The sequence below is a fragment of the Streptomyces sp. NPDC087310 genome, assembly GCF_044744405.1.
In the GTDB taxonomy this organism is placed as follows: domain Bacteria; phylum Actinomycetota; class Actinomycetes; order Streptomycetales; family Streptomycetaceae; genus Streptomyces.
Genome location: NZ_JBIUYF010000001.1, coordinates 947,729 through 974,611, shown reverse-complemented (window position 1 = coordinate 974,611; position 26,883 = coordinate 947,729). Strand labels below are relative to the sequence as shown.

31 protein-coding genes are annotated in these 26,883 nt (G+C 68.6%); 16 read left to right on the top strand and 15 right to left on the bottom strand.

Translation table 11 applies throughout. The annotated features are described in order from the left end of the window. The first annotated feature begins 4 nt into the window (after positions 1-4). From ACIO3P_RS03905 to era, 3 genes are all read left to right on the top strand, one after another. On the top strand, positions 5-763 hold the full coding sequence (locus tag ACIO3P_RS03905; RefSeq protein ID WP_401788726.1) for a GntR family transcriptional regulator: 759 nt from the start codon (positions 5-7) through the stop codon (positions 761-763). 49 nt (positions 764-812) lie between these two features. Continuing rightward, positions 813-1,193 carry a cytidine deaminase gene (locus tag ACIO3P_RS03900; protein ID WP_329827179.1) on the top strand — a complete coding sequence of 127 codons (381 nt, stop codon included), beginning with the start codon at positions 813-815 and terminating at the stop codon, positions 1,191-1,193. A gap of 73 nt (positions 1,194-1,266) precedes the next feature. Further along, complete coding sequence (gene era / locus ACIO3P_RS03895; protein ID WP_329827181.1) at positions 1,267-2,238, top strand: GTPase Era; 972 nt, start codon at positions 1,267-1,269, stop codon at positions 2,236-2,238. A gap of 166 nt (positions 2,239-2,404) precedes the next feature. Here era and ACIO3P_RS03890 read toward each other — a convergent pair whose 3' ends face one another. Further along, a complete protein-coding gene (locus tag ACIO3P_RS03890) occupies positions 2,405-2,671 on the bottom strand; it encodes a protealysin inhibitor emfourin (protein WP_329827182.1) in 267 nt (88 codons plus the stop codon). A 73-nt stretch (positions 2,672-2,744) separates the two neighbouring features. Beyond that, a complete protein-coding gene (locus ACIO3P_RS03885; RefSeq protein ID WP_329827183.1) occupies positions 2,745-3,809 on the bottom strand; it encodes a M4 family metallopeptidase in 1,065 nt (354 codons plus the stop codon). 289 nt (positions 3,810-4,098) lie between these two features. Here ACIO3P_RS03885 and leuA point away from each other — a divergent pair, with 289 nt between their 5' ends. From leuA to ACIO3P_RS03865, 4 genes are all read left to right on the top strand, one after another. Continuing rightward, entirely contained in the window at positions 4,099-5,859 is a 1,761-nt protein-coding gene (leuA, locus tag ACIO3P_RS03880; RefSeq protein ID WP_329827184.1) for a 2-isopropylmalate synthase, read from the top strand. A 247-nt stretch (positions 5,860-6,106) separates the two neighbouring features. After that, the gene (locus ACIO3P_RS03875; protein WP_329827440.1) at positions 6,107-6,802 is read left to right on the top strand and encodes a TerB family tellurite resistance protein; all 696 of its coding nucleotides are present in this window, start codon (positions 6,107-6,109) and stop codon (positions 6,800-6,802) included. A 113-nt stretch (positions 6,803-6,915) separates the two neighbouring features. Further along, the gene (gene recO / locus ACIO3P_RS03870) at positions 6,916-7,665 is read left to right on the top strand and encodes a DNA repair protein RecO (RefSeq protein ID WP_329827186.1); all 750 of its coding nucleotides are present in this window, start codon (positions 6,916-6,918) and stop codon (positions 7,663-7,665) included. A gap of 83 nt (positions 7,666-7,748) precedes the next feature. Next, positions 7,749-8,609, top strand: a complete 861-nt coding sequence (locus ACIO3P_RS03865) for an isoprenyl transferase (RefSeq protein ID WP_329827187.1) — start codon at positions 7,749-7,751, stop codon at positions 8,607-8,609. 82 nt (positions 8,610-8,691) lie between these two features. Here the strand turns inward: ACIO3P_RS03865 and ACIO3P_RS03860 are convergent, their stop codons facing one another. From ACIO3P_RS03860 to ACIO3P_RS03845, 4 genes are all read right to left on the bottom strand, one after another. Further along, positions 8,692-9,132: a transcriptional repressor gene (locus ACIO3P_RS03860; RefSeq protein WP_329827188.1), complete on the bottom strand. Its 441-nt coding sequence runs from the start codon at positions 9,130-9,132 to the stop codon at positions 8,692-8,694. An 87-nt stretch (positions 9,133-9,219) separates the two neighbouring features. Beyond that, on the bottom strand, positions 9,220-10,149 hold the full coding sequence (locus tag ACIO3P_RS03855; RefSeq protein WP_329827189.1) for a metal ABC transporter permease: 930 nt from the start codon (positions 10,147-10,149) through the stop codon (positions 9,220-9,222). A gap of 2 nt (positions 10,150-10,151) precedes the next feature. After that, entirely contained in the window at positions 10,152-10,991 is an 840-nt protein-coding gene (locus ACIO3P_RS03850) for a metal ABC transporter ATP-binding protein (RefSeq protein WP_329827191.1), read from the bottom strand. 112 nt (positions 10,992-11,103) lie between these two features. Then, on the bottom strand, positions 11,104-12,087 hold the full coding sequence (locus ACIO3P_RS03845) for a metal ABC transporter substrate-binding protein (protein WP_401850677.1): 984 nt from the start codon (positions 12,085-12,087) through the stop codon (positions 11,104-11,106). Between the two features lie 155 nt (positions 12,088-12,242). Between ACIO3P_RS03845 and ACIO3P_RS03840 the strand changes: the two genes are divergently transcribed. Together ACIO3P_RS03840 and ACIO3P_RS03835 are read left to right on the top strand one after the other, a co-directional pair. Then, positions 12,243-13,622: a glycine--tRNA ligase gene (locus ACIO3P_RS03840; protein ID WP_329827193.1), complete on the top strand. Its 1,380-nt coding sequence runs from the start codon at positions 12,243-12,245 to the stop codon at positions 13,620-13,622. Between the two features lie 140 nt (positions 13,623-13,762). After that, entirely contained in the window at positions 13,763-13,969 is a 207-nt protein-coding gene (locus ACIO3P_RS03835; RefSeq protein ID WP_329827194.1) for a hypothetical protein, read from the top strand. 59 nt (positions 13,970-14,028) lie between these two features. Here ACIO3P_RS03835 and ACIO3P_RS03830 read toward each other — a convergent pair whose 3' ends face one another. Both ACIO3P_RS03830 and ACIO3P_RS03825 read right to left on the bottom strand, forming a co-directional pair. Continuing rightward, on the bottom strand, positions 14,029-14,613 hold the full coding sequence (locus ACIO3P_RS03830) for a TetR family transcriptional regulator (protein ID WP_329827195.1): 585 nt from the start codon (positions 14,611-14,613) through the stop codon (positions 14,029-14,031). 157 nt (positions 14,614-14,770) lie between these two features. Further along, a complete protein-coding gene (locus tag ACIO3P_RS03825) occupies positions 14,771-15,790 on the bottom strand; it encodes an aldo/keto reductase (protein ID WP_401850674.1) in 1,020 nt (339 codons plus the stop codon). A 321-nt stretch (positions 15,791-16,111) separates the two neighbouring features. Here ACIO3P_RS03825 and ACIO3P_RS03820 point away from each other — a divergent pair, with 321 nt between their 5' ends. Beyond that, positions 16,112-16,360 (top strand): DUF6243 family protein, encoded by a 249-nt coding sequence (locus ACIO3P_RS03820; protein WP_329827198.1) that lies wholly within the window; start codon positions 16,112-16,114, stop codon positions 16,358-16,360. A gap of 115 nt (positions 16,361-16,475) precedes the next feature. Here ACIO3P_RS03820 and ACIO3P_RS03815 read toward each other — a convergent pair whose 3' ends face one another. From ACIO3P_RS03815 to ACIO3P_RS03785, 7 genes are all read right to left on the bottom strand, one after another. Beyond that, positions 16,476-17,918 (bottom strand): MFS transporter, encoded by a 1,443-nt coding sequence (locus tag ACIO3P_RS03815; RefSeq protein WP_401850905.1) that lies wholly within the window; start codon positions 17,916-17,918, stop codon positions 16,476-16,478. Positions 17,919-18,054: 136 nt separating this feature from the next. Next, entirely contained in the window at positions 18,055-18,192 is a 138-nt protein-coding gene (locus tag ACIO3P_RS03810) for a hypothetical protein (RefSeq protein WP_401788671.1), read from the bottom strand. A gap of 865 nt (positions 18,193-19,057) precedes the next feature. Continuing rightward, positions 19,058-19,543: a hypothetical protein gene (locus tag ACIO3P_RS03805; RefSeq protein ID WP_401788673.1), complete on the bottom strand. Its 486-nt coding sequence runs from the start codon at positions 19,541-19,543 to the stop codon at positions 19,058-19,060. 285 nt (positions 19,544-19,828) lie between these two features. Continuing rightward, a complete protein-coding gene (locus tag ACIO3P_RS03800; RefSeq protein ID WP_401788675.1) occupies positions 19,829-20,098 on the bottom strand; it encodes a helix-turn-helix domain-containing protein in 270 nt (89 codons plus the stop codon). Between the two features lie 563 nt (positions 20,099-20,661). Beyond that, a complete protein-coding gene (locus tag ACIO3P_RS03795) occupies positions 20,662-20,877 on the bottom strand; it encodes a hypothetical protein (RefSeq protein WP_401788678.1) in 216 nt (71 codons plus the stop codon). 187 nt (positions 20,878-21,064) lie between these two features. Continuing rightward, complete coding sequence (locus ACIO3P_RS03790) at positions 21,065-21,283, bottom strand: hypothetical protein (RefSeq protein ID WP_401788681.1); 219 nt, start codon at positions 21,281-21,283, stop codon at positions 21,065-21,067. A 109-nt stretch (positions 21,284-21,392) separates the two neighbouring features. Further along, positions 21,393-22,562, bottom strand: a complete 1,170-nt coding sequence (locus tag ACIO3P_RS03785) for a helix-turn-helix domain-containing protein (RefSeq protein ID WP_401850671.1) — start codon at positions 22,560-22,562, stop codon at positions 21,393-21,395. A 206-nt stretch (positions 22,563-22,768) separates the two neighbouring features. On the opposite strand from ACIO3P_RS03785, the gene ACIO3P_RS03780 reads away from it, so the two are divergent. From ACIO3P_RS03780 to ACIO3P_RS03755, 6 genes are all read left to right on the top strand, one after another. Then, positions 22,769-23,263, top strand: coding sequence for an SH3 domain-containing protein (locus ACIO3P_RS03780; RefSeq protein ID WP_401788686.1), 495 nt, complete (start codon positions 22,769-22,771; stop codon positions 23,261-23,263). Positions 23,264-24,536: 1,273 nt separating this feature from the next. Continuing rightward, positions 24,537-24,914, top strand: coding sequence for a hypothetical protein (locus ACIO3P_RS03775; RefSeq protein ID WP_401788688.1), 378 nt, complete (start codon positions 24,537-24,539; stop codon positions 24,912-24,914). Further along, positions 24,911-25,123, top strand: a complete 213-nt coding sequence (locus ACIO3P_RS03770) for a hypothetical protein (protein ID WP_401788691.1) — start codon at positions 24,911-24,913, stop codon at positions 25,121-25,123. Before ACIO3P_RS03775 ends, ACIO3P_RS03770 begins: the two co-directional genes overlap by 4 nt. Next, complete coding sequence (locus ACIO3P_RS03765; protein WP_401788694.1) at positions 25,120-25,329, top strand: hypothetical protein; 210 nt, start codon at positions 25,120-25,122, stop codon at positions 25,327-25,329. The genes ACIO3P_RS03770 and ACIO3P_RS03765 overlap by 4 nt, the downstream gene beginning before the upstream one ends. After that, a complete protein-coding gene (locus tag ACIO3P_RS03760) occupies positions 25,326-26,669 on the top strand; it encodes an FtsK/SpoIIIE domain-containing protein (RefSeq protein WP_401788696.1) in 1,344 nt (447 codons plus the stop codon). The genes ACIO3P_RS03765 and ACIO3P_RS03760 overlap by 4 nt, the downstream gene beginning before the upstream one ends. Next, entirely contained in the window at positions 26,666-26,878 is a 213-nt protein-coding gene (locus tag ACIO3P_RS03755) for a hypothetical protein (RefSeq protein WP_401788699.1), read from the top strand. The genes ACIO3P_RS03760 and ACIO3P_RS03755 overlap by 4 nt, the downstream gene beginning before the upstream one ends. Positions 26,879-26,883 lie beyond the last annotated feature (5 nt).

Genomic DNA, 26,883 nt, shown 5'->3' with positions numbered 1-26,883 from the left:
ACGTATGTCGACAACTGGCGGCGGCCGTCAGCCGAAGTACCGGCGCATCGCTGACACCCTTCGAGAGGCGATCAGCGCGGGCGAGTACGGTCCGGGCGCGCGACTGCCGGGTGAGAACGACCTCATGGCCGCCCACGGCGTGGCCCGTATGACCGCGCGACAGGCGCTGGGCGTGCTGCAGAGCGAGGGGATCGCGGAGTCGCGCAAAGGCGCCGGTGTGTTCGTCCGGTCGTTCCGGCCGCTGAGGCGGCGCGGCGTTCAGCGGCTCTCCGGTGAGGTGTGGGGCGGCGGGCGGTCCGTCTGGTCGGCGGATGTCGAGGACCGGGAACTCGTCGTGGACCGGATCGAGGTGACCGAGGAGCCCGCGCCGGAACGGATCGCGCGCGTTCTGGGCATCGCCACGGGTGACGCCGTATGCGTGCGGAACCGGCGCTTCGTGCTGGACGGCAAGCCGGTTCTGCTGGCCACCAGCTCGCTTCCGACCGCCCTGGTCGCGGGCTCGGCCGTCACCAGGGCCGACACCGGCCCCGGCGGAATCTACGCCCGCCTCGAAGAACTCGGCCTGAAGCCCGTGCACTTCAGGGAAGAGATCCGCTCGCGCATGCCGTCCCAGGACGAGACGAACCTGCTGGCCCTCTCGGCGGGCACGCCCGTCATGCTCGTCTGCCGCACGGCGTTCGCCGCCGAGGGGCGGCCGGTCGAGGTCAACGAGATGGTGCTCGACTCCGCGTCGTACGTGCTGGAGTACGACTTCGACGCCTAGCCGGGCCGGGGCGAACGGGCCCCTGACCGGGTTGCTTATGCTCGGAGGCATGACACGGATCACCGACAGCGCTGACAGCGCCGACGCCACCGACCTCGATCCCGAGGACCGCAAGATCATCACCCTGGCCCGTTCCGCACGCGCCAGGAACGGGGTGCCCGAGGGGGCGGCCGTGCGGGACGAGACCGGGCGGACGTATGTCGCCGGGAGCGTGGAGCTGGACTCCCTCAAGCTGAGCGCGCTGCGTACCGCCGTCGCCATGGCCGTGGCCAGCGGGGCCACCTCGCTGGAGGCCGCGGCCGTCGTCACCGACGCCGCGACCGCGTCCGACGAGGACCGTGCGGCCGTACGGGATCTCGGCGGCCCCGCGACGCCGGTCCTGGTGGCGGGCGTGGACGGTGTGCTGCGGGTGACGGTCAGCGCGGGTTGACGGCGACGCGCGGCGGGGCAGGTGGGGCGTTCACGGGGTCGGCTGGTCGGCGGACGGTGAAGGATCGGGGAGAATGGGCGCCATGAGCGCTCGTACCTCCTCTTCCGAGACTTCTCCCGAGTCGGCCGAAGCCCCCCACCGGGCCGGTTTCGCCTGCTTCGTCGGTCGCCCCAACGCGGGCAAGTCCACCCTCACGAACGCTCTGGTCGGCCAGAAGGTGGCCATCACCTCGAACCGGCCGCAGACCACCCGGCACACCGTGCGCGGCATCGTGCACCGTCCCGAGGCGCAGCTCATCCTGGTGGACACCCCGGGCCTCCACAAGCCGCGCACCCTGCTCGGCGAGCGGCTGAACGACGTCGTACGGACGACCTGGGCCGAGGTCGACGTGATCGGCTTCTGCCTGCCCGCCAACGAGAAGCTGGGCCCCGGCGACCGGTTCATCGCCAAGGAACTGGCCGGGATCAAGAAGACGCCGAAGGTCGCCGTCGTCACCAAGACCGACCTGGTCGACCCCAAGACGCTCGCCGAGCAGCTCATCGCGATCGACCAGCTCGGCAAGGAACTCGGCCTGGAGTGGGCGGAGATCGTCCCGGTCTCGGCGGTCGGCGACCAGCAGGTCGGCCTGCTGGCGGACCTGCTGGTCCCGCTGCTCCCGGAGAGCCCGCCGCTCTACCCGGAGGGCGACCTCACCGACGAGCCCGAGCAGGTCATGGTGGCCGAGCTGATCCGCGAGGCCGCGCTGGAGGGCGTACGGGACGAGCTGCCGCACTCGATCGCGGTCGTCGTCGAGGAGATGCTGCCGCGCGAGGACCGCCCGGCGGACAAGCCGCTGCTCGACATCCACGCCAACGTGTACATCGAGCGCCCGAGCCAGAAGGGGATCATCATCGGCCCCAAGGGCAAGCGGCTCAAGGAGGTCGGGACGAAGTCCCGCAAGCACATCGAGGCGCTGCTCGGTACGCCGGTCTTCCTCGACCTGCACGTCAAGGTCGCCAAGGACTGGCAGCGGGACCCCAAGCAGCTTCGGAAGCTCGGGTTCTGAGCGGTCCGAGGACGACGGCCGGAGGCCGGCGCAGCGGTGTGAAGCCGGTGAGGCCCCTGGGCCGAGCCGCGCGAGCGGCGCGTTGAGGAGAGGCTCCCATGCAGCTTCGGAAGCCGGGGTTCTGAGCGAACCCGGCTCCGGGTTCTGACTCCGGGCCCCTGGGGGCTCAGGCGCCTTCCTTCAGGACTCTGGAGATCAGTTCGCGCTGCGCGTCCGTCAGGTGCGGGTCCGCGCAGTGGGCCGTGCGGCCGTCGATCGTGATCGTGTAGGCGAAGCCGTCCGGGACCCCGGCGCGCTGGGCGGGGCCGCCGGGCGTGAGGGCGCGGTGGGCGAGGGCCTGCCAGTGGGCCGCGTCGGGCAGGGCGGTCGTGTCGATCTCGGCCGTTCGCTCGATGCCGGCGAAGCCGCCCGTACGCCGTACTTGGATACGCATGGGTCCTGTCTAGTACGTGACGGGCGGCGGCGGTAGCCGCCGCCCGTACCGGTGCCGAAGGTGACCGGAGAGGTCAGGTTGTGGGGACCCCGACCTGGGACCACGCCTTGACCACGGCCTCGTGTTCCGCCGCCTCCCCGTAGCGCGCCCGCGCCGCCGCGACCGTCAGCTTGGCGAAGTCCTCGAAGTCCGCCTCGACGTCCAGGTCGCCGCCGGTCAGCACGTCGAACCAGATCTGGCCCGCCCGCTCCCACGCCTTGCCGCCGAGCTGGGTGGCCAGCAGGTAGAACGCGTGGTTCGGGATGCCGGAGTTGATGTGCACCCCGCCGTTGTCGCGGCTCGTCCGTACGTAGTCGTCCATCGTGGCCGGCTGCGGGTCCTTGCCGAGGACGTCGTCGTCGTACGCCGTGCCCGGGGCCTTCATGGAGCGCAGCGCGACGCCCTGGACGCGCGGCGCGAGCAGGCCCTCGCCGATGAGCCAGTCCGCCTGGTCCGCGGTCTGGTCCAGGGTGTACTGCTTGACCAGCGTGCCGAAGACGTCCGACACGGACTCGTTCAGCGCGCCCGACTGGCCGTAGTAGGCGAGGTTGGCCGTGTACTGGGTGAGGCCGTGCGCCAGCTCGTGGCCGATCACGTCGACCGGGAGCGTGAAGTCGAGGAAGATCTCCCCGTCGCCGTCCCCGAAGACCATCTGCTCGCCGTCCCAGAAGGCGTTCCCGTAGTCCCGGTCGTAGTGCACGCTGGCGGTCAGCGGCAGCCCCGCGCCATCCAGCGAGTCGCGTCCGTACGCCGAGAGCAGCAGCTCGAACGTCGCGCCGAGACCGGCGTACGCGCGGTTGACGGTGGCGTCCTGCCCCGGGTCCGCGCCCTCCTCGCGGACTTTCGTGCCCGGCAGCGCCGTCCCGTTGCGGCAGTCGTAGATGGTGCGGTGGGGGGTGCCCGTCGCGGCGTCCTCCGACGTGGCGGCGGCCCTGAGCGGGCCTCCGGCGATGGTCAGACGGCGACGGGTGCGCTGCGCGGAGTCCGCCTCCAGGGTGCGGCGGGCGGGGCCGGAGACCGCGGGGTCGTCGGCCTGCGAGAGCTTGTCGAGTACGTGCGGCGGCACGATGGTGCAGAAGACCGGTGTGATGGCGTCCATGACTGCAATGTGGCAGCCCGTCATCATCCTGTCACCCATTGCGACAGTCTTTCCTGAAATAGAGTGATCGGGGCCGGTACGGCCATGACGTGTTCCGCATGCTGATACGGAACGGCACGCGCGCCGCGCCTCGGTTACGCTGCTACGCATCATGCGTTTCGGGCTGCTTCTCCTTAGCTGCCGCGGCGAGGGCCTGTAGTCGTAGGCCGACCCCCTCCCCGCGGAGTCTGGCGTTGCGGTGATCACGTCCCGTCGGCCGTCCCAGTGGACACACGAGGAGCCCCACGCAATGTCTGCATCTTCCGTAGGTCGCCCCACGCCCATCACCAACGCGACCCACACCCAGCGTCCTTCCGGGATGCCGATCCACAAGTACGGCCGCTACGAGGCCGTGGACATCCCCGACCGCACCTGGCCGGACAACCGGATCACCGTCGCCCCGCGCTGGCTCTCCACCGACCTGCGCGACGGCAACCAGGCGCTGATCGACCCCATGTCGCCGGCGCGCAAGCGCGAGATGTTCGACCTGCTGGTCCGCATGGGCTACAAGGAGATCGAGGTCGGCTTCCCGGCCTCCGGTGAGACCGACTTCGCGTTCGTACGGTCGATCATCGAAGAGGGCGCGATCCCCGAGGACGTGACGATCTCCGTCCTGACGCAGGCGCGCGAGGAGCTGATCGAGCGCACCGTCGAGGCGCTGCGCGGCGCCAACCGCGCCACCGTCCACCTCTACAACGCCACCGCCCCCACCTTCCGCCGGGTCGTCTTCCGCGGCACGAAGGAGCAGGTCAAGCAGATCGCCGTGGACGGCACCCGGCTGGTGACGGAGTACGCGGAGAAGATCCTCGGCCCCGAGACCACCTTCGGCTACCAGTACAGCCCGGAGATCTTCACCGACACGGAGCTGGACTTCGCCCTGGAGGTCTGCGAGGCCGTCATGGACGTCTGGCAGCCCGAGGCCGGCCGCGAGATCATCCTCAACCTGCCCGCCACCGTGGAGCGCTCGACGCCCTCCACGCACGCGGACCGCTTCGAGTGGATGTCCCGCAACCTCTCCCGCCGCGAGCACGTCTGCCTGTCCGTGCACCCGCACAACGACCGCGGTACGGCCGTCGCCGCCGCCGAGCTGGCGCTGATGGCCGGCGCTGACCGGATCGAGGGATGCCTGTTCGGCCAGGGCGAGCGCACCGGCAACGTCGACCTGGTGACGCTGGGCATGAACCTCTTCTCGCAGGGCGTCGACCCGCAGATCGACTTCTCGCGGATCGACGAGGTCCGCCGTACCAGCGAGTACTGCAACCAGATGGAGATCCACCCGCGCCACCCCTACGTGGGTGACCTGGTCTACACCTCCTTCTCCGGCTCCCACCAGGACGCCATCAAGAAGGGCTTCGACGCCCGCGAGGCCGACGCCGCCGAGCGTGGCCTGTCGGTCGAAGAGGTCGAGTGGGCCGTGCCGTACCTGCCGATCGACCCGAAGGACGTGGGCCGCTCCTACGAGGCGGTCATCCGCGTCAACTCGCAGTCCGGCAAGGGTGGTATCGCGTACGTCCTGAAGAACGACCACAAGCTGGACCTGCCGCGCCGGATGCAGATCGAGTTCTCCCGCATCATTCAGGCCAAGACGGACGCCGAGGGCGGCGAGGTCACCCCCGCCCAGATCTGGTCCGTCTTCCGCGACGAGTACCTGCCCAACGCCGAGAACGCCTGGGGCCGGATCCAGCTCCGCTCGGGGCAGTCCACGACCGACACGGACGGCAAGGACACCCTGACCGTCCAGGCCGTCGTGGACGGTACGGAGACGGTGCTGGCCGGCACCGGCAACGGCCCGATCTCCGCCTTCTTCGAGGCTCTGGCGGCGGTCGGGGTGGACGCCCGGCTGCTGGACTACCAGGAGCACACCATGAGCGAGGGTGCGAGCGCGCAGGCCGCCTCGTACATCGAGTGCGCGATCGACGGAAAGGTGCTGTGGGGCATCGGCATCGACGCCAACACCACCCGCGCGTCACTCAAGGCGGTCGTTTCCGCCGTCAACCGCGCGACCCGCTGACGCGCCGGGGCGCCGCCCGGCGCCCCCGCGCTGACCTGAGCGTTTTCGGACCCCGCCTCGGTACGCGAGGGGCGGGGTTCGGCCATGTCGTGGCGATCTCACGCCACGGTGCTGACGGCGCCTCCAAGATGTGGCTAACATCACGTCAACGCGGCGGCCCTGCACCACGATTCCCCGAACCGGGGGCAGGGACGCGGCGCAGTGCAGCGCAAAGAAGCGTTGCCGGGGCGTGACGGAGGTGCGCGACGTGCTGCCAGCTCAAGGACCACGCGGCCGAAAACCGCGCCTCTGCGGCATTCGTACGTCGTGGACCACGGTCGGCGACGGGGAGTTCTTCTGCCCCGACTGCGGTGGCGACCGCAACTACCGCCGCCGTACCGGGCGTCGCCGCTTCACCGTGCTCGGCATCCCGCTGCTCTCGCGCGGCTGCGCGGGCCCCGTCGTCGAGTGCGCCGCCTGCCACACCCACTTCGGCACGGACGCGCTGGACCACCCCACCACCATCCGGTTCTCCGCGATGCTGCGCGACGCCGTCCACACGGTCGCGCTCGCGGTCCTCGCGGCCGGCGGCACCTCGTCCCGTACGGTCCGGGAGACCGCCGTCCTCACGGTGCGCGCGGCCGGGTTCGAGGACTGCACGGAGGACCGGCTGACGGACCTGGTCGAGGCGCTGGCCGCCGACACCGGCCGCTTCGTCATCGACGCGGGCCCCTTCGGCGCCGCGCTCGCCATCGAACTCCACGAGGCGCTGGAACCGCTCGCGCCGCACCTCGCTCCGGCGGGCCGCGAGTCGATCCTCCTCCAGGGCGCCAGGATCGCCCTGGCGGACGGGGTCTACAGCCCGGCGGAGCGCGAGGTGCTGAGCATCGTCGGCGGTGCGCTCCAACTCCGCGCGGACGACACGGCGCGGCTGCTGCTGGCGGCGTCGGGAACGCCCTCCTGAGGGCGCGGACGCCACCCTCCTGAGGGCGCGGACGCGCTGAGGGCGCCCGCGGGGCCCCGTACCTCCGGTACGTACCGGGAAACCGGCGCCCGCGCATGCGGGAGAATGGCGCCATGAGTCTGTTCCGGGACGACGGCGTCGTGCTGCGCACCCAGAAGCTCGGTGAGGCCGACCGCATCATCACGCTTCTGACCCGCGGCCACGGCCGCGTCCGCGCCGTCGCCCGGGGAGTGCGCAGGACCAAGTCGAAGTTCGGGGCGCGGCTGGAGCCGTTCTCCCATGTCGACGTGCAGTTCTTCGCGCGCGGCAGCGAGCTGATCGGGCGCGGCCTGCCGCTGTGCACGCAGAGCGAGACCATCGCTCCGTACGGTGGCGGGATCGTCTCCGACTACGCCCGCTACACCGCCGGTACCGCGATGCTGGAGACGGCGGAACGGTTCACCGACCACGAGGGCGAGCCGGCCGTCCAGCAGTATCTGCTGCTCGTCGGCGGACTGCGGACCCTTGCCAGGGGGGAGCACGCGCCCCATCTCATCCTGGACGCCTTCCTGCTGCGCTCCCTCGCCGTCAACGGTTACGCGCCGAGCTTCGACGACTGCGCGAGGTGCGGGCTGCACGGTCCCAACCGGTTCTTCTCCGTCGCGGCGGGCGGGGTCATCTGCGGGGACTGCCGGGTGCCCGGCAGCGTCGTACCCTCTGCTGAGGCCGTCGGACTGCTCAGCGCGCTGCTGACGGGGGACTGGGCGACGGCCGACGCGTGCGAGGCGCGGCATGTCAGGGAGGGCAGCGGGCTGGTGTCCGCCTATCTGCACTGGCATCTGGAGCGGGGCCTGCGCTCTCTCAGATACGTGGAGAAGAACTAGCTCGGACAGCGAAGAGCCGGCTCGGACAGAGAAGCAGCGAAGAACCGGCTCGGACAGAGAAGCAACGAGGAGACGAGAAGCGCATGGCACGACGCGGAATCCTGGGACGCTCCCGCCGCGAGTACAAGACGCCGGAGCCGCATCCCTCGGGGGCGGTGCCGCCGAGGATCCCCGGCGAGCTGGTGCCGAAGCACGTGGCCTGCGTCATGGACGGGAACGGCCGCTGGGCCAAGGAGCGCGGGCTGCCGCGCACCGAGGGCCACAAGGTGGGCGAGGGCGTCGTCCTCGATGTGCTCAAGGGCTGTCTGGAGATGGGCGTCAAGAACCTCTCCCTGTACGCCTTCTCGACCGAGAACTGGAAGCGCACGCCCGACGAGGTGCGCTTCCTGATGAACTTCAACCGCGATGTCATCCGGCGCCGCCGCGACGAGATGGACGAGCTGGGGATCCGGATCCGCTGGGTCGGCCGGATGCCCAAGATGTGGAAGTCGGTCGTCCAGGAGCTCCAGGTCGCCCAGGAGCAGACCAAGGACAACGACGCCATGACGCTCTACTTCTGCGTCAACTACGGCGGCCGTGCGGAGATCGCGGACGCGGCGCAGGCGCTCGCGGCCGATGTCGCGGCCGGCAAGCTCGACCCGGCCAAGGTCAACGAGAAGACGTTCGCCAAGTACCTCTACTACCCGGACATGCCGGACGTGGATCTCTTCCTGCGGCCGAGCGGTGAGCAGCGTACGTCCAACTACCTGATCTGGCAGAGCAGTTACGCGGAGATGATCTTCCAGGACGTGCTGTGGCCGGACTTCGACCGGCGGGACCTGTGGCGGGCCTGCCTGGAGTACGCCTCCCGGGACCGCCGCTTCGGCGGGGCGCTGCCCAACCAGGAGGCCGACGTGGACATCCCGGAGCAGGGCGAGCAGGCCGAGAAGACCGAGCAGTCTTAGCGGAGACGTACGGACAGACAGACAGACAGACAGACGGATGGGTGGGGCCCGGTGATCACCGGGCCCCACCCATCCGTGCGGTTCAGTTCTTGGCGGCGGCCGCCGCGCACTCCGCGCAGGTGCCGAAGATCTCCACCGTGTGCGCCACGCTCACATAGCCGTGCTGGGCCGCGATCGTCTCCGCCCACTGCTCGACGGCGGGCCCCTCGACCTCGACCGCCTTGCCGCAGACCCGGCACACGAGATGGTGATGGTGGTCACCGGTCGAGCAGCGCCGGTAGACCGATTCGCCGTCGTTCGTGCGCAGTACGTCGACCTCGCCCGCGTCGGCGAGCGACTGGAGCGTGCGGTAGACCGTGGTCAGCCCCACCGAGTCACCGCGGTGTTTGAGCATGTCGTGGAGATCCTGAGCACTGCGGAACTCGTCCACCTCGTCGAGTGCCGCCGCCACCGCGGCGCGCTGGCGGGTCGATCGGCCGCGCACGGGGGCCGCGTTCGATCCGCTGCTGGGCGCAGTCGTCACAGGTGCCTCCTTGCCTCTGCCCGTGTCCTCCGGGCGTTGCCCGCTTGTCTACGGGCCCCATTCTGCCAGTCCGGACACCGGCCGCGGTCATGCCGTGGCGTCCTCCGCGGGCCGCCGCGCGCCGGGAACGTCCCCCGCGGGCGCCGACGACGCCCCGGTTTCGGGCGTCTGTACGAGGCCCGCCTCCGCGTTCCTCAGTGCGCGGGCCCGGCGTCTGGCCAGCGGTGTCGCGAGCGCGGTGAGAAGCACGAAGACGCCGATCGCGATCAGCACGATCGTCGCGCCGGGCGGTACGTCCTGGTAGTACGAGGTGACCGTACCGGCCAGCGTCACCGCCGTACCGATCACGACGGACAGCACGAACGTGACCACGAACGAGCGGGTCACCTGCTGCGCCGCCGCCACCGGCACCACCATCAGCGCGCTGACCAGCAGCAGCCCCACCACCCGCATGGCGACCGTGACCGTCACGGCGGCGGTCACCGCGATCAGCAGGTTCAGGGCGCGCACGGGCAGCCCGGTGACCCGGGCGAACTCCTCGTCCTGGCTGACGGCGAAGAGCTGCCGCCGCAGCCCCACCGTGACCAGCACCACAAAACCGGCGAGCAGGGAGATCGCGGTGACGTCGGAGGGCGAGACCGTCGAGAGCGAGCCGAAGAGGTACGAACTGAGGTTTGCGTTGGAGCCGTTCGGCGCGAGGTTGATCAGCAGCACACCGCCCGCCATGCCCCCGTAGAAGAGCATCGCCAGCGCGATGTCGCCGCGGGTGCGGCCGTACGCCCTGATCAGCTCCATCGTGACGGCGCCGACGACCGCGACGAGCGTGGCCGTCCACACGGGGCTGGCGGAGAGCAGGAAGCCCAGGCCGACCCCGGTCATCGCCACATGGCCGATTCCGTCGCCCATCAGGGCCTGGCGGCGCTGGACGAGATAGATGCCGACGGCGGGCGCGGTGACGCCGACCAGGACGGCGGCGATCAGCGCCCGCTGCATGAAGGCGGTCTCAAGGATTTCCATGGTCAGGTCAGCAGTCCTGTACGGAGCGGCTCGCCGGCCGCGTGCGGATGAACGTGGTCGTGGCCGGGCAGGGCGTGCTGGCCGACCGCCTCGGGCGGCGGTCCGTCGTGCATCACGCAGCCGTCGCGCAGCACCACCGCGCGGTCGATCAGCGGCTCCAGCGGGCCCAGCTCGTGCAGCACGAGCAGGACGGTCGCGCCGGCCGCCACCTGCTCGCGCAGGGTCGCCGCGAGGATGTCCTGGCTGGCGAGGTCGACGCCCGCCATCGGCTCGTCCATGATCAGCAGCTCGGGCTCGGAGGCGAGCGCCCTGGCGATCAGCACCCGCTGGTGCTGGCCGCCCGACAGGGCGCCCACGGAGTCCTTGGCGCGGTCGCCGAGGCCCACGAGCTCGATGGCCCGCTGAACGGCCGCACGATCGGCCCTGGTGGGCCATCCCAGCCGCAGTGGGCTCGTACGGGAGAGGCGGCCGGAGGAGACGACCTCGCGGACGGTCGCGGGCACGCCGCTCGCCGCGGTGGTGCGCTGCGGTACGTAGCCGACGCGCCGCCAGTCGCGGAAGCGGCGCAGGGGGGTGCCGAAGAGCGATATCTCGCCGTCGCCCAGGGGGACCTGGCCGATCACGGAGCGTACGGCGGTGGACTTGCCGGAGCCGTTGGCGCCGAGCAGGGCGACGACCTCGCCGCGGCGCACGGTGAGGTCGATGCCGCGCAGCACGGGGCGCGAGCCGAGCGTGGCGGTGGCGCCGCGGACGGTGATGACGGGCGGCGGTCCGCCGTCGGTACCGGGGTGCGCCGCGGCGCGTTCCGCCGCCCTGGCGTGGTCGCTCTCCACCGTCGCCATGTCAGGCGCCTCCGTTGCTGGTCTCGTCGCTGATGTGACCGCTGATGCCGCCGCTGTCAGGGGAACCACCGCTGCCAGGGGAATCGTTTCGCCCGCTCCGTGTCACGTCATCTCATTTCGCGCCGAGCGCGGTGCGCAGGGCGGCGAGGTTGGACCGCATGACCTCGATGTAGTCACGGCCCCTGGTCTTGTCCGTGATTCCCTCGATCGGGTCGAGGACGTCCGTCCTGAGCCCGGAGTCCCCGGCCACCGTCCTGGCGGTCTTGTCGCTGGCGAGTGTCTCGAAGAATACGGTGGTGACCTTGTCGCGCTTCGCGATGGTCTCCAGTTCCTTCACCCGGGCCGGGCTCGGCTCCGACTCGGGGTCGATGCCGGCGATGGCCTCCTGCTCCAGACCGTAACGCTCGGCGAGGTAGCCGAAGGCGGCGTGGGTGGTGATGAAGGTCTTGGTGCCGGTGTCGGCGAGGTCCTTCTTGAACGACGTGTTCAGGCCGTTCAACTTGGTGACCAGCGCGCCGGTGTTCTTCTTGTACGCGGCGGCGTGGTCCGGATCGGCCTTCTCCAGGGAGGCGCCGACGCCCTGGGCGACCTCGGCGAACCGCACCGGGTCGAGCCAGATGTGCGGGTCCTTGCCGTCGGTGTCCGACTCCTCGTGCCCGTGGTCGGCCTCACCGGCGGGGTCGTCGTGACCGTGGTCGTGGCCGGTCTCCGTGCCGTGGTTCTCCAGGGTGGTGAGGGTCGTCGCGTCGATGACCGTCTTCGCCCCGGACTGGTCGATGGCCTTGTCCACGGCGGGCTGGATGCCCTTGAGGTAGAGGATGACGTCGGCCTCGCCGAGCTGGGCGGCCTGCCGGGGCTTGAGCTCCAGGTCGTGCGGCTCGACGCCGGGCTTGGTGAGGGTGGTGACGGAGACGTGGTCGCCGCCGATCTGCTGGGCCAGGTATTCCATGGGGTAGAACGACGCCACCACCGCGAGCTTGCCGTCCCCGCCCTTCCCGCCGGTGTCGGAGGAGGAGCAGGCGGACAGCGCGACCATGCCGAGCGTGACGGCTCCGGCGAGCGTGGCGGTGGGTATGAGGCGTCGTCGTACGTTCATGACAGTCATTTTCAACAAAAGTGGAAACGATTGTCAACAAGGGTCGGGTAACGGGCCGGAATGTCCCTTGCTCCGCACCGATTTGATCGAAGGGGTGCGCGCGCCGCTAATCTGAAGCATTCGCCGTTCGTCGTCGTCGTAATGAAGAGAGACCCGTGGCCGCCGACAAGATCGACAGCATCGTCAACCTGAGCAAGCGCCGTGGCTTCGTCTACCCGTGCAGTGAGATCTACGGTGGTCAGCGGGCCGCCTGGGACTACGGGCCGCTCGGAGTCGAGCTGAAGGAAAACCTCAAGCGTCAGTGGTGGCGCTACATGGTCACCTCGCGCGAGGACGTTGTCGGCATCGACTCGTCGGTGATCCTCGCCACGGAGGTCTGGGAGGCGTCCGGCCACGTCGCGACCTTCACCGACCCGCTCACCGAGTGCACCTCCTGCCACAAGCGCTTCCGCGCCGACCACCTGGAGGAGGCGTACGAGGCGAAGCACGGCAAGGCCCCCGCGAGCCTCTCCGAGCTGAACTGCCCGAACTGCGGCAACAAGGGCACCTTCACCGAGCCCAAGCAGTTCTCCGGCCTGCTCTCCACGCACCTCGGCCCGACGCAGGACTCCGGTTCGGTCGCCTACCTGCGCCCCGAGACCGCGCAGGGCATCTTCACCAACTTCGCCCAGGTGCAGCAGACCTCGCGCAAGAAGCCGCCGTTCGGCATCGCGCAGATGGGCAAGTCCTTCCGGAACGAGATCACTCCGGGCAACTTCATCTTCCGCACGCGCGAGTTCGAGCAGATGGAGATGGAGTTCTTCGTCAAGCCGGGCGAGGACGAGCAGTGGCAGGAATACTGGATGGAGCAGCGCTGGAACTGGTACCGCGACCTGGGTCTCCGTGAGGAGAACATGCGCTGGTACGACCACCCGGCCGAGAAGCTCTCGCACTACTCCAAGCGCACCGCCGACATCGAGTACCGCTTCCAGTTCGGCGGCAGCGAGTGGGGCGAGCTGGAGGGCGTCGCCAACCGCACGGACTACGACCTCTCCGCGCACTCCAAGGCGTCGGGCCACGACCTGTCGTACTTCGACCAGGAGGCCGGCGAGCGCTGGACCCCGTACGTCATCGAGCCCGCCGCCGGTGTCGGCCGCGCGATGCTGGCCTTCCTCCTCGACGCGTACAACGAGGACGAGGCGCCCAACGCGAAGGGCGTGCTGGAGAAGCGCACCGTGATGCGCCTCGACCCGCGCCTCGCGCCGGTCAAGGTCGCCGTGCTGCCGCTCTCCCGCAACCCGCAGCTCTCGCCGAAGGCCAAGGGCCTCGCGACGGACCTGCGGCGCAACTGGAACATCGAGTTCGACGACGCGGGCGCCATCGGCCGCCGCTACCGCCGCCAGGACGAGATCGGTACGCCGTTCTGCGTCACCGTCGACTTCGACACCCTGGACGACAACGCGGTGACGGTGCGCGAGCGCGACACGATGAAGCAGGAGCGCGTCTCGCTGGACCGGATCCAGAGCTACCTGGGCGAGCACCTGCTCGGCTGCTGACCCCAGCGGCCTCCCAGGCCCCAGAGGTACGAGAGATACGGACAGGCCCCCGGTTCCGCGACGGAACCGGGGGCCTGTCCGCGCTCCACGGCCGGTCCTTGCGGCACACTGGGCGCTCCCCGACAAGAGAGGAACGGATCATGCCGTCCTCCACCACCAGCAAGGTCAGCCGATGGGATCAGCACGGACGGGAGCATGTCGTCCGTGTGCAGAAGGCGGGTGTGCAGCGGTCGTTGATATGTGACACCTGCGGCTGGCGGAAGGGGGCGCAGTTCCTTCCCTGGCTCAAGGCCGAGGAGCACCTCACCGAGGCGCACCAGGCCACGGTGGACCCGACGACGGGCTGACGCCGATCGGCGAGGCGGAGGGACGGAGGAGGGACGGAGGCGGGGGCCGGCTCTCCCGGTCAGGGCCTCAGACCGCGCAGCAGCAGATCGGAGACGGCGGTGAAGTCGGCGTCGATGGTGGGCTTGCGCCACTCCGGGGCGTAGCACGGGTCGTGGAAGCGCGCCGTCGCGACGAAGAGCGCCCCGGCCGCGGCCGCCGGGTCGGGCGCCACGAACTCGCCCGCGCGCACGCCCTCTTCGACGATCCGGGTGAGCTGTCCGGTCAGCTCCGTCAGATGCGCGTCCACCGTGTCGCTGTGCTCCCCGGCGAGCGCGGAGTACGTGGCGAACAGCTCGGGGTCGTCGCCCGCCTTGTGGCGCTTGGCGTCGAACAGCGTCAGCAGCCAGCCGCGCAGCTTCTCGGGTCCGGGCCCGGCCTCCCCGTCGACGACCTCCTGGAGCACCCGCTCCGTACGGCTCAGCCAGCGCGCCGTGACCGCCTCGCGCAGCGCCGCCTTCGTCCTGAAGTGCCGGTAGACGCTGCCGTGACTGACCCCGAGCAGCCGCGCCACATCCACCACCGTCGCCTTCGCCGGCCCGTAACGGCGCAGCACCTCCTCGGTCGCTTCGAGGATGCGCTCGGCGGTCAGGGTCTCGGGGGACATGGAGGACCCGGCCTTTCATGGCTCGTGCGGCGCGTACGGCGGCGGTAGGTGACCTGGCGTGCCAGGTGACACTACCGGTGACGACTGGTCCGACAACCCGACGGGGGAGCCGTCGGTGCCGCCCGCCGGGGCCGCGCGCGGTCCTGCCGCGCCGGGGTCACCGCTCGCTGTCCAGGGACGACATCTGCTCGGCCGCATAGCGGTCGCCCGCCGCGACATCCGCGGGGAATGCCTGGCCGAGGGCGTCGAGGTCGGCGGCGTCGAGCGTGACGTCCAGGGCGCCGAGGGCCTCGGTCAACTGGTCACGGCGGCGGGAGCCGACGAGCGGGACGATGTCCTCGCCCTGGGCGAGGACCCAGGCGATGGCGATCTGCGCGACCGTGGCCCCCTTCCGCTCGGCCATCTCGCGCAGGAAGCCGACCAGCGCCAGGTTGTGATCGAGGTTCTCGCCCTGGAAGCGCGGGCTCGTCGCCCGGAAGTCGCCCGGGCTCAGCTCGCGGTCGCGGGTGAAGTGGCCGCTGATCAGCCCGCGCGAGAGCACTCCGTACGCCGTGATGCCGATACCCAGTTCACGGACCGTCGACAGGATGCCGTTCTCGATGGAGCGCGAGACCAGCGCGTACTCGATCTGGAGATCCGCGATCGGGGCGACCGACGCGGCCCGGCGGATGGTGTCGCTGCCCACCTCGGAGAGGCCGATGTGGCGTACGTGGCCGGCCTGGACCAGCTCGGCGATGGCGCCGACGGTCTCCTCGATCGGGACGGCGGGGTCGACGCGGGCGATCCGGTAGACGTCGATGTGGTCGGTGCCGAGCCGCTGGAGGGAGTACGCGGCGAAGTTCTTGACGGCGGCCGGGCGTCCGTCGTATCCGCCCCAGCCGTTGCCGGGATCGCGCAGGGCGCCGAACTTGACGCTGGTGACCGCCCGTTCGCGGGCCCCGGCGGGCGCGGTCCGCAGGGCCTCCCCGATCAGCAGCTCGTTGTGCCCCATCCCGTAGAAGTCGCCGGTGTCGAGCAGGGTGACGCCCGCGTCGAGCGCGGCGTGCACGGTGGCGATGGACTCGGCGCGGTCCACCTCTCCGTACGCGTTGGACATGCCCATGCAGCCGAGACCGAGGGCGGAGACCCGGGGGCCCGTGGCGCCGAGAGGGCGGGTGGCGATGGCGTGGGTGGTCATGGCGGCTTCCTCCGTACGTGAATCCGGACACATCAACGATGACACGACGAGTGACAGATTTCAATATCTGTCACCCCTTCATTTGTCCGGCAGGTTCGTTCGGCAGGTTCGTTCGGCGGGGTCGTCCGGGGTCGTCCGAGGGGCGTCCGGCGGGGGCGTCGCGCGCCGCCGGGCCCCGGAAAATGCGTTACCTCCCGGTCGTGCCCGGTGGTAGCGTCTTGGGCATGTTCTTCCAGATCTACGAGTGAGAGCGCGGCGGTCACCGCACCGCCCCCCACCGACGAATCCGCAGATCACTTCTCATCACTTCGGGAGAACCCCGTGGCAAAGAGCCGCAACAACCTTCTCGGCGTGGGCGGACAGCGCACGAAGCTGACCCGCACGGACCCGCAGTCCAGCGGTCCCGCCCGCGACGCCAACCGCAAGGCCGCCGCCGACCAGAAGCAGGAGCTGCTGCGCAAGATGCGCGAGCGCGCGGCGTCCCAGGGACAGGAGCAGGCCGGTCAGGACGCGGCGCAGGGCGACGCGACCGCCACCCCGGCCACCGGCGAGGACGCGGCGCAGGTCTGACGCCGCCCGCCCGCTACGGAACAGCGCGCGTGTGGGCCCGGATCACCTCGTGATCCGGGCCCACACCTGTCTCAGCGGCCCCGAGGGCCTCAGCGGCCCCGGAGGCCCGGGACGTTCAGGAATCCGCTCCGGTGTCCGCCGGGGTCTGCGCCTTCACCAGGCACGCAGGGGAGGGCTCGGCCTCCAGGCGGCGCGCCGTGCGCAGCGCCGTCCCCCGCGCCCAGGCGCCGCTGGTCAGCGCGCCCACCAGCAGGACACAGAGCCCGCACGCGGTGATGATCCACCAGGCCGTGCCGCTCACGTCGGCGAACCCGCTGCGGTACGCGGCCGAGCCGACCCCGCCCGCCGCGCTCGCGGCCACCCCGCCCGCCAGCACCGCGCCGATCACCGCGACCCCCAGCGTCTGGCCGATCTGGCGGCTCGTGGAGGCGACGGCCGCCGCCACACCCGCCTGGGCGCGGGGCATCCCGGAGACCGCGGTGTTGGTGATGGGCGCGTTCAGCATGCCGAAGCCGAGCCCGAAGAGCACGTACCCGGTGAACATCAGCCCGGTCGTCGTCTCGGCGTCCAGCGTGGCGAAGAGCAGCCCGCTCGCCGTCATCGCCGTACCCGCGACCAGCAGGGACAGCCGCGGGCCCCGGCTGCCGACCAGCCGGCCCGACAGCGGGGCGCAGAGGAAGGTCAGGGCCGCCATGGGCAGCATGTAGAGGCCCGCGTGGAGGGCGGACAGGCCGCGGACGTTCTGGAGGTAGAGCGTGTTCAGGAAGAGGAAGCCGCCCAGCGCCGCGAAGCCGCACACGGCGATCACGGTCGCCCCGCTGAACGGCGCGCTGCGGAAGAAGCGCAGGTCGATCAGGGGTTCGGCGCGCCTCGGCTCGTACAGGACCAGCGCCACCAGACAGAGCGCGGAGAAGGCGGCGAACGACACGATCAGCGGCGAGGTCCACCCCTCCGTGGGCGCCTCGATGATCGCGTACGTCAGCGCCCCGAGGACGCCGATGACCAGGAGCTGTCCCACGGGGTCGGGGCGGCGCGGCTTCGGCGCACGGGACTCGGGGACGTACCGCCAGGTCAGCAGCAGTGCGGCCAGCCCGATCGGCAGGTTGATCCAGAAGATCGACCGCCAGCCGACCGTGTCCACCAGCACCCCGCCGACCAGCGGGCCCGCCGCCATCGAGATGCCCACGACGGCGCCCCAGACACCGATGGCGCGGGCACGCTCACGCGGGCCGGTAAAGGTGTTGGTGATGATCGACATCGCGACGGGGTTGAGCATCGAGCCGCCGATGGCCTGAATCATGCGGAACACGACGAGCGAGGTGAGGTTCGGCGCGAGGGAGCAGAGCGCCGAGCCGAGCGTGAAGAGGACGAGACCGGTCTTGAAGACGCGGCGGCGGCCGATCCGGTCGGCGGTGGAGCCCGAGAGCATCAGCAGCGACGCGAGGACGAGGGTGTACGCGTCGATCGTCCACTGCATCCCGGAGACCGAGGCGTGCAGCTCCCGCTGCATGGAGGGGAGCGCGACATTGAGGACGGTGTTGTCCAGACTGACGATCAGGCACTTGCCTTAAGTACAGCCTACCCAACTGGCCCCCAGCCAACCGCAGATGACCCACCTGGACGGTGCAAAGCCCCAGCTCACAGGCAGCAGGAAGCCCCGCCCGGTCGGTCGCTTCGGGTGGGGCTAGGTACTGCTACGCGGTGGTCGGCAGCCGCTTCCCGTGGATCACGTCGGGTCCTGCGTCGATGCCGTCGAGCGCAAAGGCCAGGATGCCGCGTCGCACGGCTTGCTGCTGCCTGATCTGAATCACGTCGTCGTAGAACGCGCGCATCAGTGGCCCGTCATCTTCGAAGACGTGCTCACGACGCTCGACGACGCGCTGAGAGGCCGCTGAGGGCCACGGGTGTGACCAGGGGGACACTGTGGGCGCCGGAGCCTCAACGGGGGCTTTTACGGGCTTCTGAGCTGCACGGCGCTTGCCCGACGCGGGCAGCATGGCAGCGAGGATGATGTGAAGGCACGCCGCAATGGCGCGCGCGATAGGGTGACGCATGTCGGCAACTCCAGAGGTTGTCGTCCACGGCTCCGGGGGTGCGACCAACACCCGCCGGAGCCACCTTGTTTTGTTGTGTCTACGGAAGCTAGCACGGGCTTGCTGGCCCCGTTAGTCCTTAGGTAGCAGATCCCTTCGGAATTAGGGCTTTGGCCTTCCCCATCAGGTCGGGGTCTTCGAATCGGAAGCGTCCGGCCGATAAAGCAATGTGCCCGTACATGACCTTTTCCAGGTCTACGGATGCGTCTACCTCAAGGTGCCAACCGACTTCCTCAAGGTGGAGATCACCAACGCTGCGAACCAGTCGACTGCCGGACCCGGCGTTGATGAGCCAGCATGCTTCCGCGAATCCGGTGGGGCCCGAAGATCCGTAAACGCGAGTTGGCGAGTGCCTAGCGGCAATGTCCATCAAAGAAGCGTCTGCGATTTCGGGGAACGGGATGTACCCAATTACGGCCGTCGAGCCGAAGTCTCCCGTTGACGTGTAGGCCATGATGCAAACCCGTTTTGGCTCCCACGTGTGGGTAAGCGGAAAAACGCTGACCCTGCCCGTTCCTTTGATCTCACTGCCCATGGTCGTCTCCTTTGAGTGGCACCGGTCCAGCCATGTTAGACCGGACCGGCGCCCCCTTACTGCATGAGATCAGACGCTGTGCTCACACGACGGAAGCTCGTTTCCGCCGTTGCCATCGTCGCCACACGTGTCTCCCTCGCAGTCCGTCTTGGCTGTCCATAAGTCGTATTCGACTCGGAAGCCCGCCGCGCTGATCGCGGCAACGGTGAGAGGCAGTACCTGCGCGGCCGGGGGATACGTGACTCCGTTCCATCCGTCGCACGGATTGTGGTGGACCTTCGGCCAGCGCCGGTACGAAAAGAATTCGTCGTACTGCTGGCTGTACTCCAGGAACGTATGCCATCCGGCGTCCACGGCCCGTGACATGTTGAGTCCGGGAACTCCGGGGCCTTTGCTGGCGCACGTCGCGAGGTAGGCGAGTGTCTGATCCATGACCCGCTCGGCCTGTTCCGGCTTGAGGGCCGCGTTCGACACCAGCCGTTGTGTCAGTCGCTGGAAAAGCGACTCAGGCACGAGTGAACGTGCTGCCACTTTCTCTGTGACCTTGTCGATCATTTGTGTGTTCCCTCCTTGGGCGGAGTGGTGCACTGCACTTGCTCCCCGTACGGCTGCCGCTGTCTTGATTTCAGCCGTTCGGGAGTCTGGAGGTGGGGTCTTGCTTGGCCATGCCCTTGACGACGGCGGGAAGTCGAGCGGCACCCCATTCGTCCAAGGTTCGCGAAAGCCAGCGCCGGTCGACTCGGTATTCTTTGGCGAGTTTTGTGACGCTGACACCATCTGCGGCGCGGGCTGTAATTTTCTCCCGCTGCGCGTGGACTCTTTGCGTGAGGTATTCGAGTTCTATTCGAGTGCGACGCATTCGCGCTGCCCGCCTTCCTTTGTGCGTCGTTTCCCAGCCTTCGGGCTTCGCGTGTCGCCACCTCTGCCCCGCAAAACCGCGCCGTATTCGTTGAGTATTCGGTGGGTGAATCCATAGGATCGACCCGTTTCCTCGGCCAATTCTCGGATACTCGCACCTCTGTCATATTTCTTCTTCAGGTCTGCCCCGAGCTTGTTACGCGCGGCGCCGGTTACCCGGCTGCCTTTCTGCGGGTATTCCACCTGTTGCATTTGGCGCTATTTCTCCGATGTGCGGGACGAGGGTTTAGTGGTTGCTTAGGGCGCTTACCATTCCTGCTGGCAGTCGTTGCATCGGTTAGCGGCCCCGTCGGGCTGCTCGTCGGGGTCCAGTTTCTTTATGTTGTTACTGCCACAGCCGGAGCACATTTTTACCATTTCCTTTACGTCTTGGATTTTCGAGTGATTTTTCTTGAACCCCGTCCCGACCGCGTACCCGGTACATCCACGGGGGTGGTACATGATCGGGACGGGAGTCCCCTTGTCCGGACTCGAACCGGAGTCTCTGAACACGATTTGACCATGGACGGGAAATCGCACTAGTTCAGGCTCTTCCTGACTGAGCTACAAGGAGTAGTACCCGCCCCTGCCGGGATTCCGGATCGAGTGGCTGGGGAGCCTCTAATTCGGTTACGTCCGACAGGGACGGAGTCTAAATGCCTGGGCTTACAGATTGCCCGTTACTGCGAGTGTGACGACGAGTGCACATATGCCGGTCACGCCGAGAACGAAGATTACCCAACCGAATGAACCGATCCATCGGAGGATTATCACGACTATGACCCCCCTTTCGAATCTGGCGCAGGGTATCCCGTGATGCGCTCGAAGAAATCTTTCGGGCTGAGATTCTGAAGGCCGACCAACGCCAACTGGGAATTCAAAGAAGCCTGTTCACCCAGGGCCTTTTTGATGGTTCGTTCGAGCTCGTCAATGCGGCGATTGAGTTCCGCAAATTCGCCCTTGATGTTCAGTGAGGGGCGCTGGTCGGTCACGGGTGACCGCCATTGGCCCGCATGTTCTCCTCAGCCAGTCCGGGGCGGATTCTCTTCATCGCGGGACTGTGCGACCGGTCGTCTTCACGCTCGTGCAGCGGTGGAGGCTCATCCGGGCACACGCGATTTCCGCACTTGCACGGTGGCCACAGAAGCTCAGAGTTGGTCGGCTGCCCGGTGTCGGCGCTCACCACTTCTCCCCCGGACCCGGTACGGAGAGAGCAAGGAGGCGGAGCGACATCCGGTACAGCATGGCTTTGCCCGGGACCGTGTACCCGGTGCGCGGTACCCAGTCCGGAGCGAGCCCCCAGAAGCCACCGGCTTTGATCAGCGCGTGCAACTCGTCGCCGTCACGGGTGGTGCTCGGCTCCGTCGAGTGGGCCGACATGGTGCTTTGAAGTGCCACAGTCGATCACCCCTGGTGTCTTGGTGGGATCGACACGCTAGGAGGGTGGACTGCTCGCTGTCTGTGGCACTTTGACTACTCGCCAGGGGGAAGTACCCCAACTGTGGGGCTAAACCTCCAGGTGGATGGCGGCAGCCATGTGCCGCATTTCAGGGGTCAAGGTCCGCCGCCCCTGAACGATGCGCATCAGGACCGTGCGGGCGTACGCCTGATTGGGCAGCCACTCAGGGGAGGACTCCTGGATCTTCGTCAACTGGTCGAAGCCCTCGCCGTGTTGGCCGGTCTTCGCGTACGCGTCGGCGACATCGAGGAAATGCCGGTTGCGATTGTTGCTCGTTGGCCTAAGGCCCGTGGCTGGGATCGTGTTAGCAAGCCGGAGTACGACGTCCGGCCGGTCCACAACGCTTGCGTTCTCGGCTGCTTTGAGCTTGACCGTTGTGGGTCCGAAAGTGCGCAAAAAATCATTCTCCGGGGCGTACTCCCTGCCAAGCGCGGTTGCCGCTGACTTCGCGAACCTGAGTGAGTCGGCAGCCTGCCCCGGCTGTTCGTTGCGTACGGCTGCCGCAGACACGCGAAGGAGCATCCACCCCCACGTACTCAGCTCCGACGGAGTCGCACGGGATAGACGCGGTTCGGTTTCATCGGCCCATCGCACGGCAAGATCAAGCGCACTGTCCAACTTCCCCTGGCGCAGCAACAACCAACACTGAGTGTTGACCGTGGCCGCGCCTTCCATTCGGTCTGCCGCGTCGTCCAGTGCGCGACCGAGCGCTAGTTCCGCAGCGTCGAACTGTCTTGTCTGGACCATGAGCCATCCGGCAAGTTGCAGGAGTCGAACCCGAACCGCGCGGCCGTCTGGACCCAGGGCTTCCGCGTCTCGGAGTAGCGGCGGCAGCACTACGGCAAGCTCTGCGAACTTGTCCTTCTGGAAAAGCGGTTGCGCATCTTTGAGAGCACGTCGGACACCCACCACGGTCGGCATGTCGTCGTCCAGCTCCGGTGTGAGTGGCGGACGCTCAAGGGCGCACCGAACGGCTTTCCAGCGCTCCTCGGTACCGGCTGCCGGTCCGTCTTCATTTGGTCCCGCTGAGAGCCGCATGGTTGGCACGCGGAGTGCTGCCGCCAACTTCCTCAACGTCTCAAGCCGTGCGCTGTCTCGCTCGCCCTGCTCCAGTTTCCGGATGATCGATACTGAGACACCCGACGCTGCTGATAGTTCCCGCTGGGTGAGTCCACGACGCTTGCGCACGTCCTTAAGGCTTCTTCCCGCTTCGCTCATACCAGAAGCGTACGGCGCTGAGATACCCCGCGTCCCGAACCTGGAACCTCCGCCACCCTCGGTGAGAATCTGGGCTCCAGCCGGCATGTCAGAGCCTGGGCGAACCGGACATGACCGGCGCTGAGATCTCACTATGGGTCACCGCGTGCGGGTGCAAGGAAGGTTCATCCAGCAGCGGCCCCCTTCCCGCGGATTTGCATATTTGCTTGACCTTCGCGAACGCAAAGAACATGCTCGTGGCTCGTCAGGACGAGTCGGGCCGGTTCTTCGGCCTGGTGCTCGTCGTCTTCGAGCCGAGAGGCAAACGCATGGACAAGATCAACGTGTTGGGGAAGCGGCTGGGTGTTGCCCTGGCTGGTGCGGTGGCGGTTCTGGTCGGCGTGGTGGGGGTGACCGCGTCGGGTGCTGCTGCCGCTCCTGCTGCGGCTCCGGCTGCCGCAACGGCTGAGTTCGGAGGGGTCTCGAAGATCACTTCGGGCTCGACCAAGACGGTGGCGGTGAACGGGCTGCGGCTGCGGACTAAGCCTTCGCTGAACGGGTGGGCCAAGGGGATGCTGTACCGGGGTGACAAGGTGTTCATCCGTGAGACCTTTCACCCCTCGTACAACCCCAACTGGGTGGGCGTGGTGCTCAAGACGCGGAGCGCGGGCGGTCTGCCCAAGCTGACGCGGGGCTACGTCCACGTGAGCTACCTCCGGTAGTCGGCGGTGCCACCGGGTGGCGCCCCCGGTGCCCGTGACTTCCTTGTGCGGCCCCCTTCCTGTCGGGAGGGGGCCGCGCTGCTGTGCCCAGCCAGCCCCCGTTCCGGCGGTCGTGCCACGGGGCCGGTAGGGGTGAACGACACGCACCTTGGCCCCGGTCGGCGCGCATCGACACGGAGTGACCACACCGGCCCCGGCCCCATCGCGGCAGCGGCCAGCTCCCCATCGGCCACGGCCCGGCGGTGCGGTCGCCTTGCGATCGGCATCCGTGACGGCGGGGGTACGGCGGGCGCCCTGTATGGGCCTGCTGACGGCCGGTCGGGCTCGCCCCGCCTCCCTCCCCTCCCGTCGCTGCCTGGTCATCGGCATTGGGCACATGGGTCGGACGGCGGACGGCTGGCCACGTAAACCGCCCAGCTCAGCCGCGTATTGAGGCTGGCTGGCAGTCCCAGCCGGCACATCTGCGGGGCGCGTTTTCCCCTGGCCCACCGGGGCTGGGCACCCCATCATGGATGGGCAGACCGACCGGAAGGGGTGAAGTAATGGCACGGCGCAAGGTGGTTGGAAGGGTCCTGCGGAGTGCGGGGCGCGGGAAGGTGCAGATTGAGGAGGACGACCAAGGCCACCAGTGGGTGACCTGCTCCGGCTGCCGCAGGGAGGAGTACGCACCGGGCCCCGGCTCGGCTGGGCCTCGTCAGCGCAAGCACGCGGACGGGTGCACTCGCTGAGTGCTGGCAGTGTGTTTTCCGGGGCAGTGTGTTCGGGCAGTGTGTTTCGAACGACTCGGGTATGCCCCGGGAGTCGGGCGGCGGGTGCTCGACCGAGACCGGCCGTAAGGCCGCAGCTCGGGCGGGGGTGCCCGCCGCCCGGCGCGCCGCAGGCGCGCCCTTGAGTAAGTAGAGAAAGTTCAGACCGATTCGGACCGGTGGCCCGGCGGGCGCCCTCTGTGTGGCGACGCTGCGAGCGGTGATCCCGGTCTGTGCAAGCGGCGTTCGGCAGAGGCCCGGCATGTGGCCCGGCGCCCGGCGCGGTGATCCGGCGGCAACGGCTGACGGCCTGCCGCCTCCCCTCCTCCCCTCCTCCCCCTGTGATCCTCCGGCGTTCCGGCTGAGCTGAGGCCCCGGTTGCCCCGGATCCGGCGTGGCTCAAATTCCTCGATTACGCGCTGAAACCCTCTGGACACTCAAACCCCACCTGATACATGATTTGCAAACCGTTCGCAGACATAGCGAATGCAAATAATAGTGTGTGTGCCAGAGAGGGAGTGAAGATCATGCAGAACATCCCAGTAGATGTAACGCGCCTTGGATCGCTGATGGTTGTGGTTCCGCCGGAACCTCGCGTCAACACCGAGACAGGGGAGGTCCGCAAGGATCGCGACGGCAACTCGATCTACGTAACCGGGGTGTCCGTGCGGCAGAAGGAGAACCGCCGCGCTGACGTCATCGAAGTGGCGACCCCGGGTGAACCGGCCGGGCTGGCTGAGGGAATGCGGGTCCATGTTGACGCCCTGGTGGCGGTCTCGTGGGAGATCGAGGGACGCAAGGGAACCTCCTTCCGTGCCTCGGGGATCACCCCGGCCGCGCCGCCGGTCCAGACGGCTCCCGCACCGGCCGCGCGGACCAAATCGACGGGAGGTGATCACCCGTGAATGTCAGAGAGCCGAGAGGCGACGACGACTGGGACGCGCTCTTCGAACGGCTGACCGGCCTGGCGGTGCTGGCGCTCCTGGTCGACCGCAACCAGCGGGACCGGAGCGCGCGGCTGCTGGCGCTGCAACTCCTTGAAACAGACACCAGGGAAGCGGCGGACCTCGCCGGTTTTCTCCACGCACGCGAGCGAGAGGGCATCGAGCTATGAGCACCCGGATTGATCATCTCGCCAATCGCCTGGCATCGGACATGAAGGTCCTCGGCGCCTGTGACTCCCTGCTGGGAGCGGTGTCCGGCGGCCCGGCCCTGGACGTGGCACTGACCCTGACCGCCAGTCACGCCCTGGAAGTGGCCCGTACCGCAGAGGAGATTCTGACGCTCCGTCAGGTCATGCGGGAGGGGAACGAAGAGTGACGACCTGGGAAGTGATCATGTGGGTAGCCCTGGGCGTGCTGTCCCTGGGGCTGGTGTCCCAATGGTGGTGGCAACCCCGGCTGCCGGTCTGGCTCCAGCGTCCGAGGGGCGGGCCCTGGCTGTGGTACCTGGTCGGCTACCCCTCGACCGTGCTCCGCGTCCTGGTGACCTGGCGCAAGGTGTGCCAGATCTCCGACCTGTCGGTGGTACGGCGTCCCCGGTACGCCATGGTCGGCAAGGACTCGATGGTGCGTGCCGTGGCACTGCGGCCTCTTCCGCCCCGCCTCGGCCTGCCCCTGGTGACCAGCACGGGCCTGGCCGTCCGGGTCCATCTCCACCCGGGGCAGACCCCCGGACAGTTCATCGCCTGCGCCGACGCGTTCGCGCATGCCTGGCGCATGCACTCGGTTCGAGTCATCTCTGACAAACGAGGACAGGTCCTGATCATGGCGACGGCACGGAACCCGCTCGAAGACATGGAAGATCTCCCGGCCCGGCAACTCCCCCCGGCACGCGTGCTGTCGACCGTGGTCGGCCGTGTCGGAGACGCCTCGCCCTGGGAGATCGACTTCAGGAAGGTTCCCCACTGGCTTGTCGCCGGTGCCACTCAATCGGGTAAGTCCACACTGCTCGCCGCGCTGGTCACCCAACTGGGGCATCAGCGCGTGGCCCTGGTCGGCATCGACTGCAAGGGCGGGTTGGAACTGGGGCTGTTCTCGCGTCGGCTGTCGGCGCTGGCCACTTCCCGCCCTGAAGCCGTGGACGTGCTGACGGCTCTGGTGACGGAGCTGGAGAACCGTATGAGGGTCTGCCGGTCTGCCGGGGTCCGCTCCATCTGGGAGATCCACGGAAGCGCCCGGCCGGTACCGGTCGTGGTGATCGTGGACGAGATCGCGGAACTCTACCTGGCGGGGTCCTCGCTGGCCGGTCGCAAGGAAGCGGTGGAGTGCTCGACGCTCCTTCTGCGGCTCGCGCAGCTCGGGGCGGCGCTCGGAATGCATCTGGTCGTAGCTGCCCAGCGCTTCGGGTCCGAACTCGGCCCCGGGGCAACGGCACTGCGGGCACAGCTTGGCGGCCGTATCTGCCACCGGGTCCACGACGAGGCGACGGCGGAAATGACCCTCGGTGACCTCTCGCCCGACGCGGTGGACGTGGCGCTGGCGATCGGGGAGGACGAACAAGGCGTCGCCGTGACCACGGTCGGCGGTCACTGGCAGCGCGCCCGGTCGTGGCTGATCACCCCGGACGAGGCGGCCCGGCACGCGGCACGCAACGCACACCACACACCCCACCTGGACGCCCTCGCACAAGGCACGGAACAAGGAGGTGACACCACATGATGCTCGCGGCATTCGGCATGCCTGAAGAGTCCGCGCTGCCGCTGGCCTTCGTCTTCGCGCTGGCGACCGCCCTGATCCTCCGGGCCCGGGAAGTCCACTGGTGGGCGGCCGCGCTGATCTTCCTGTGCGGCTTCTACGTCAGCCAGACAGCAGCCTTCTACATGATCTACGACCTTGTCGGGTGGCTGACTTCCAGACTCCTGGGCTGACCCGC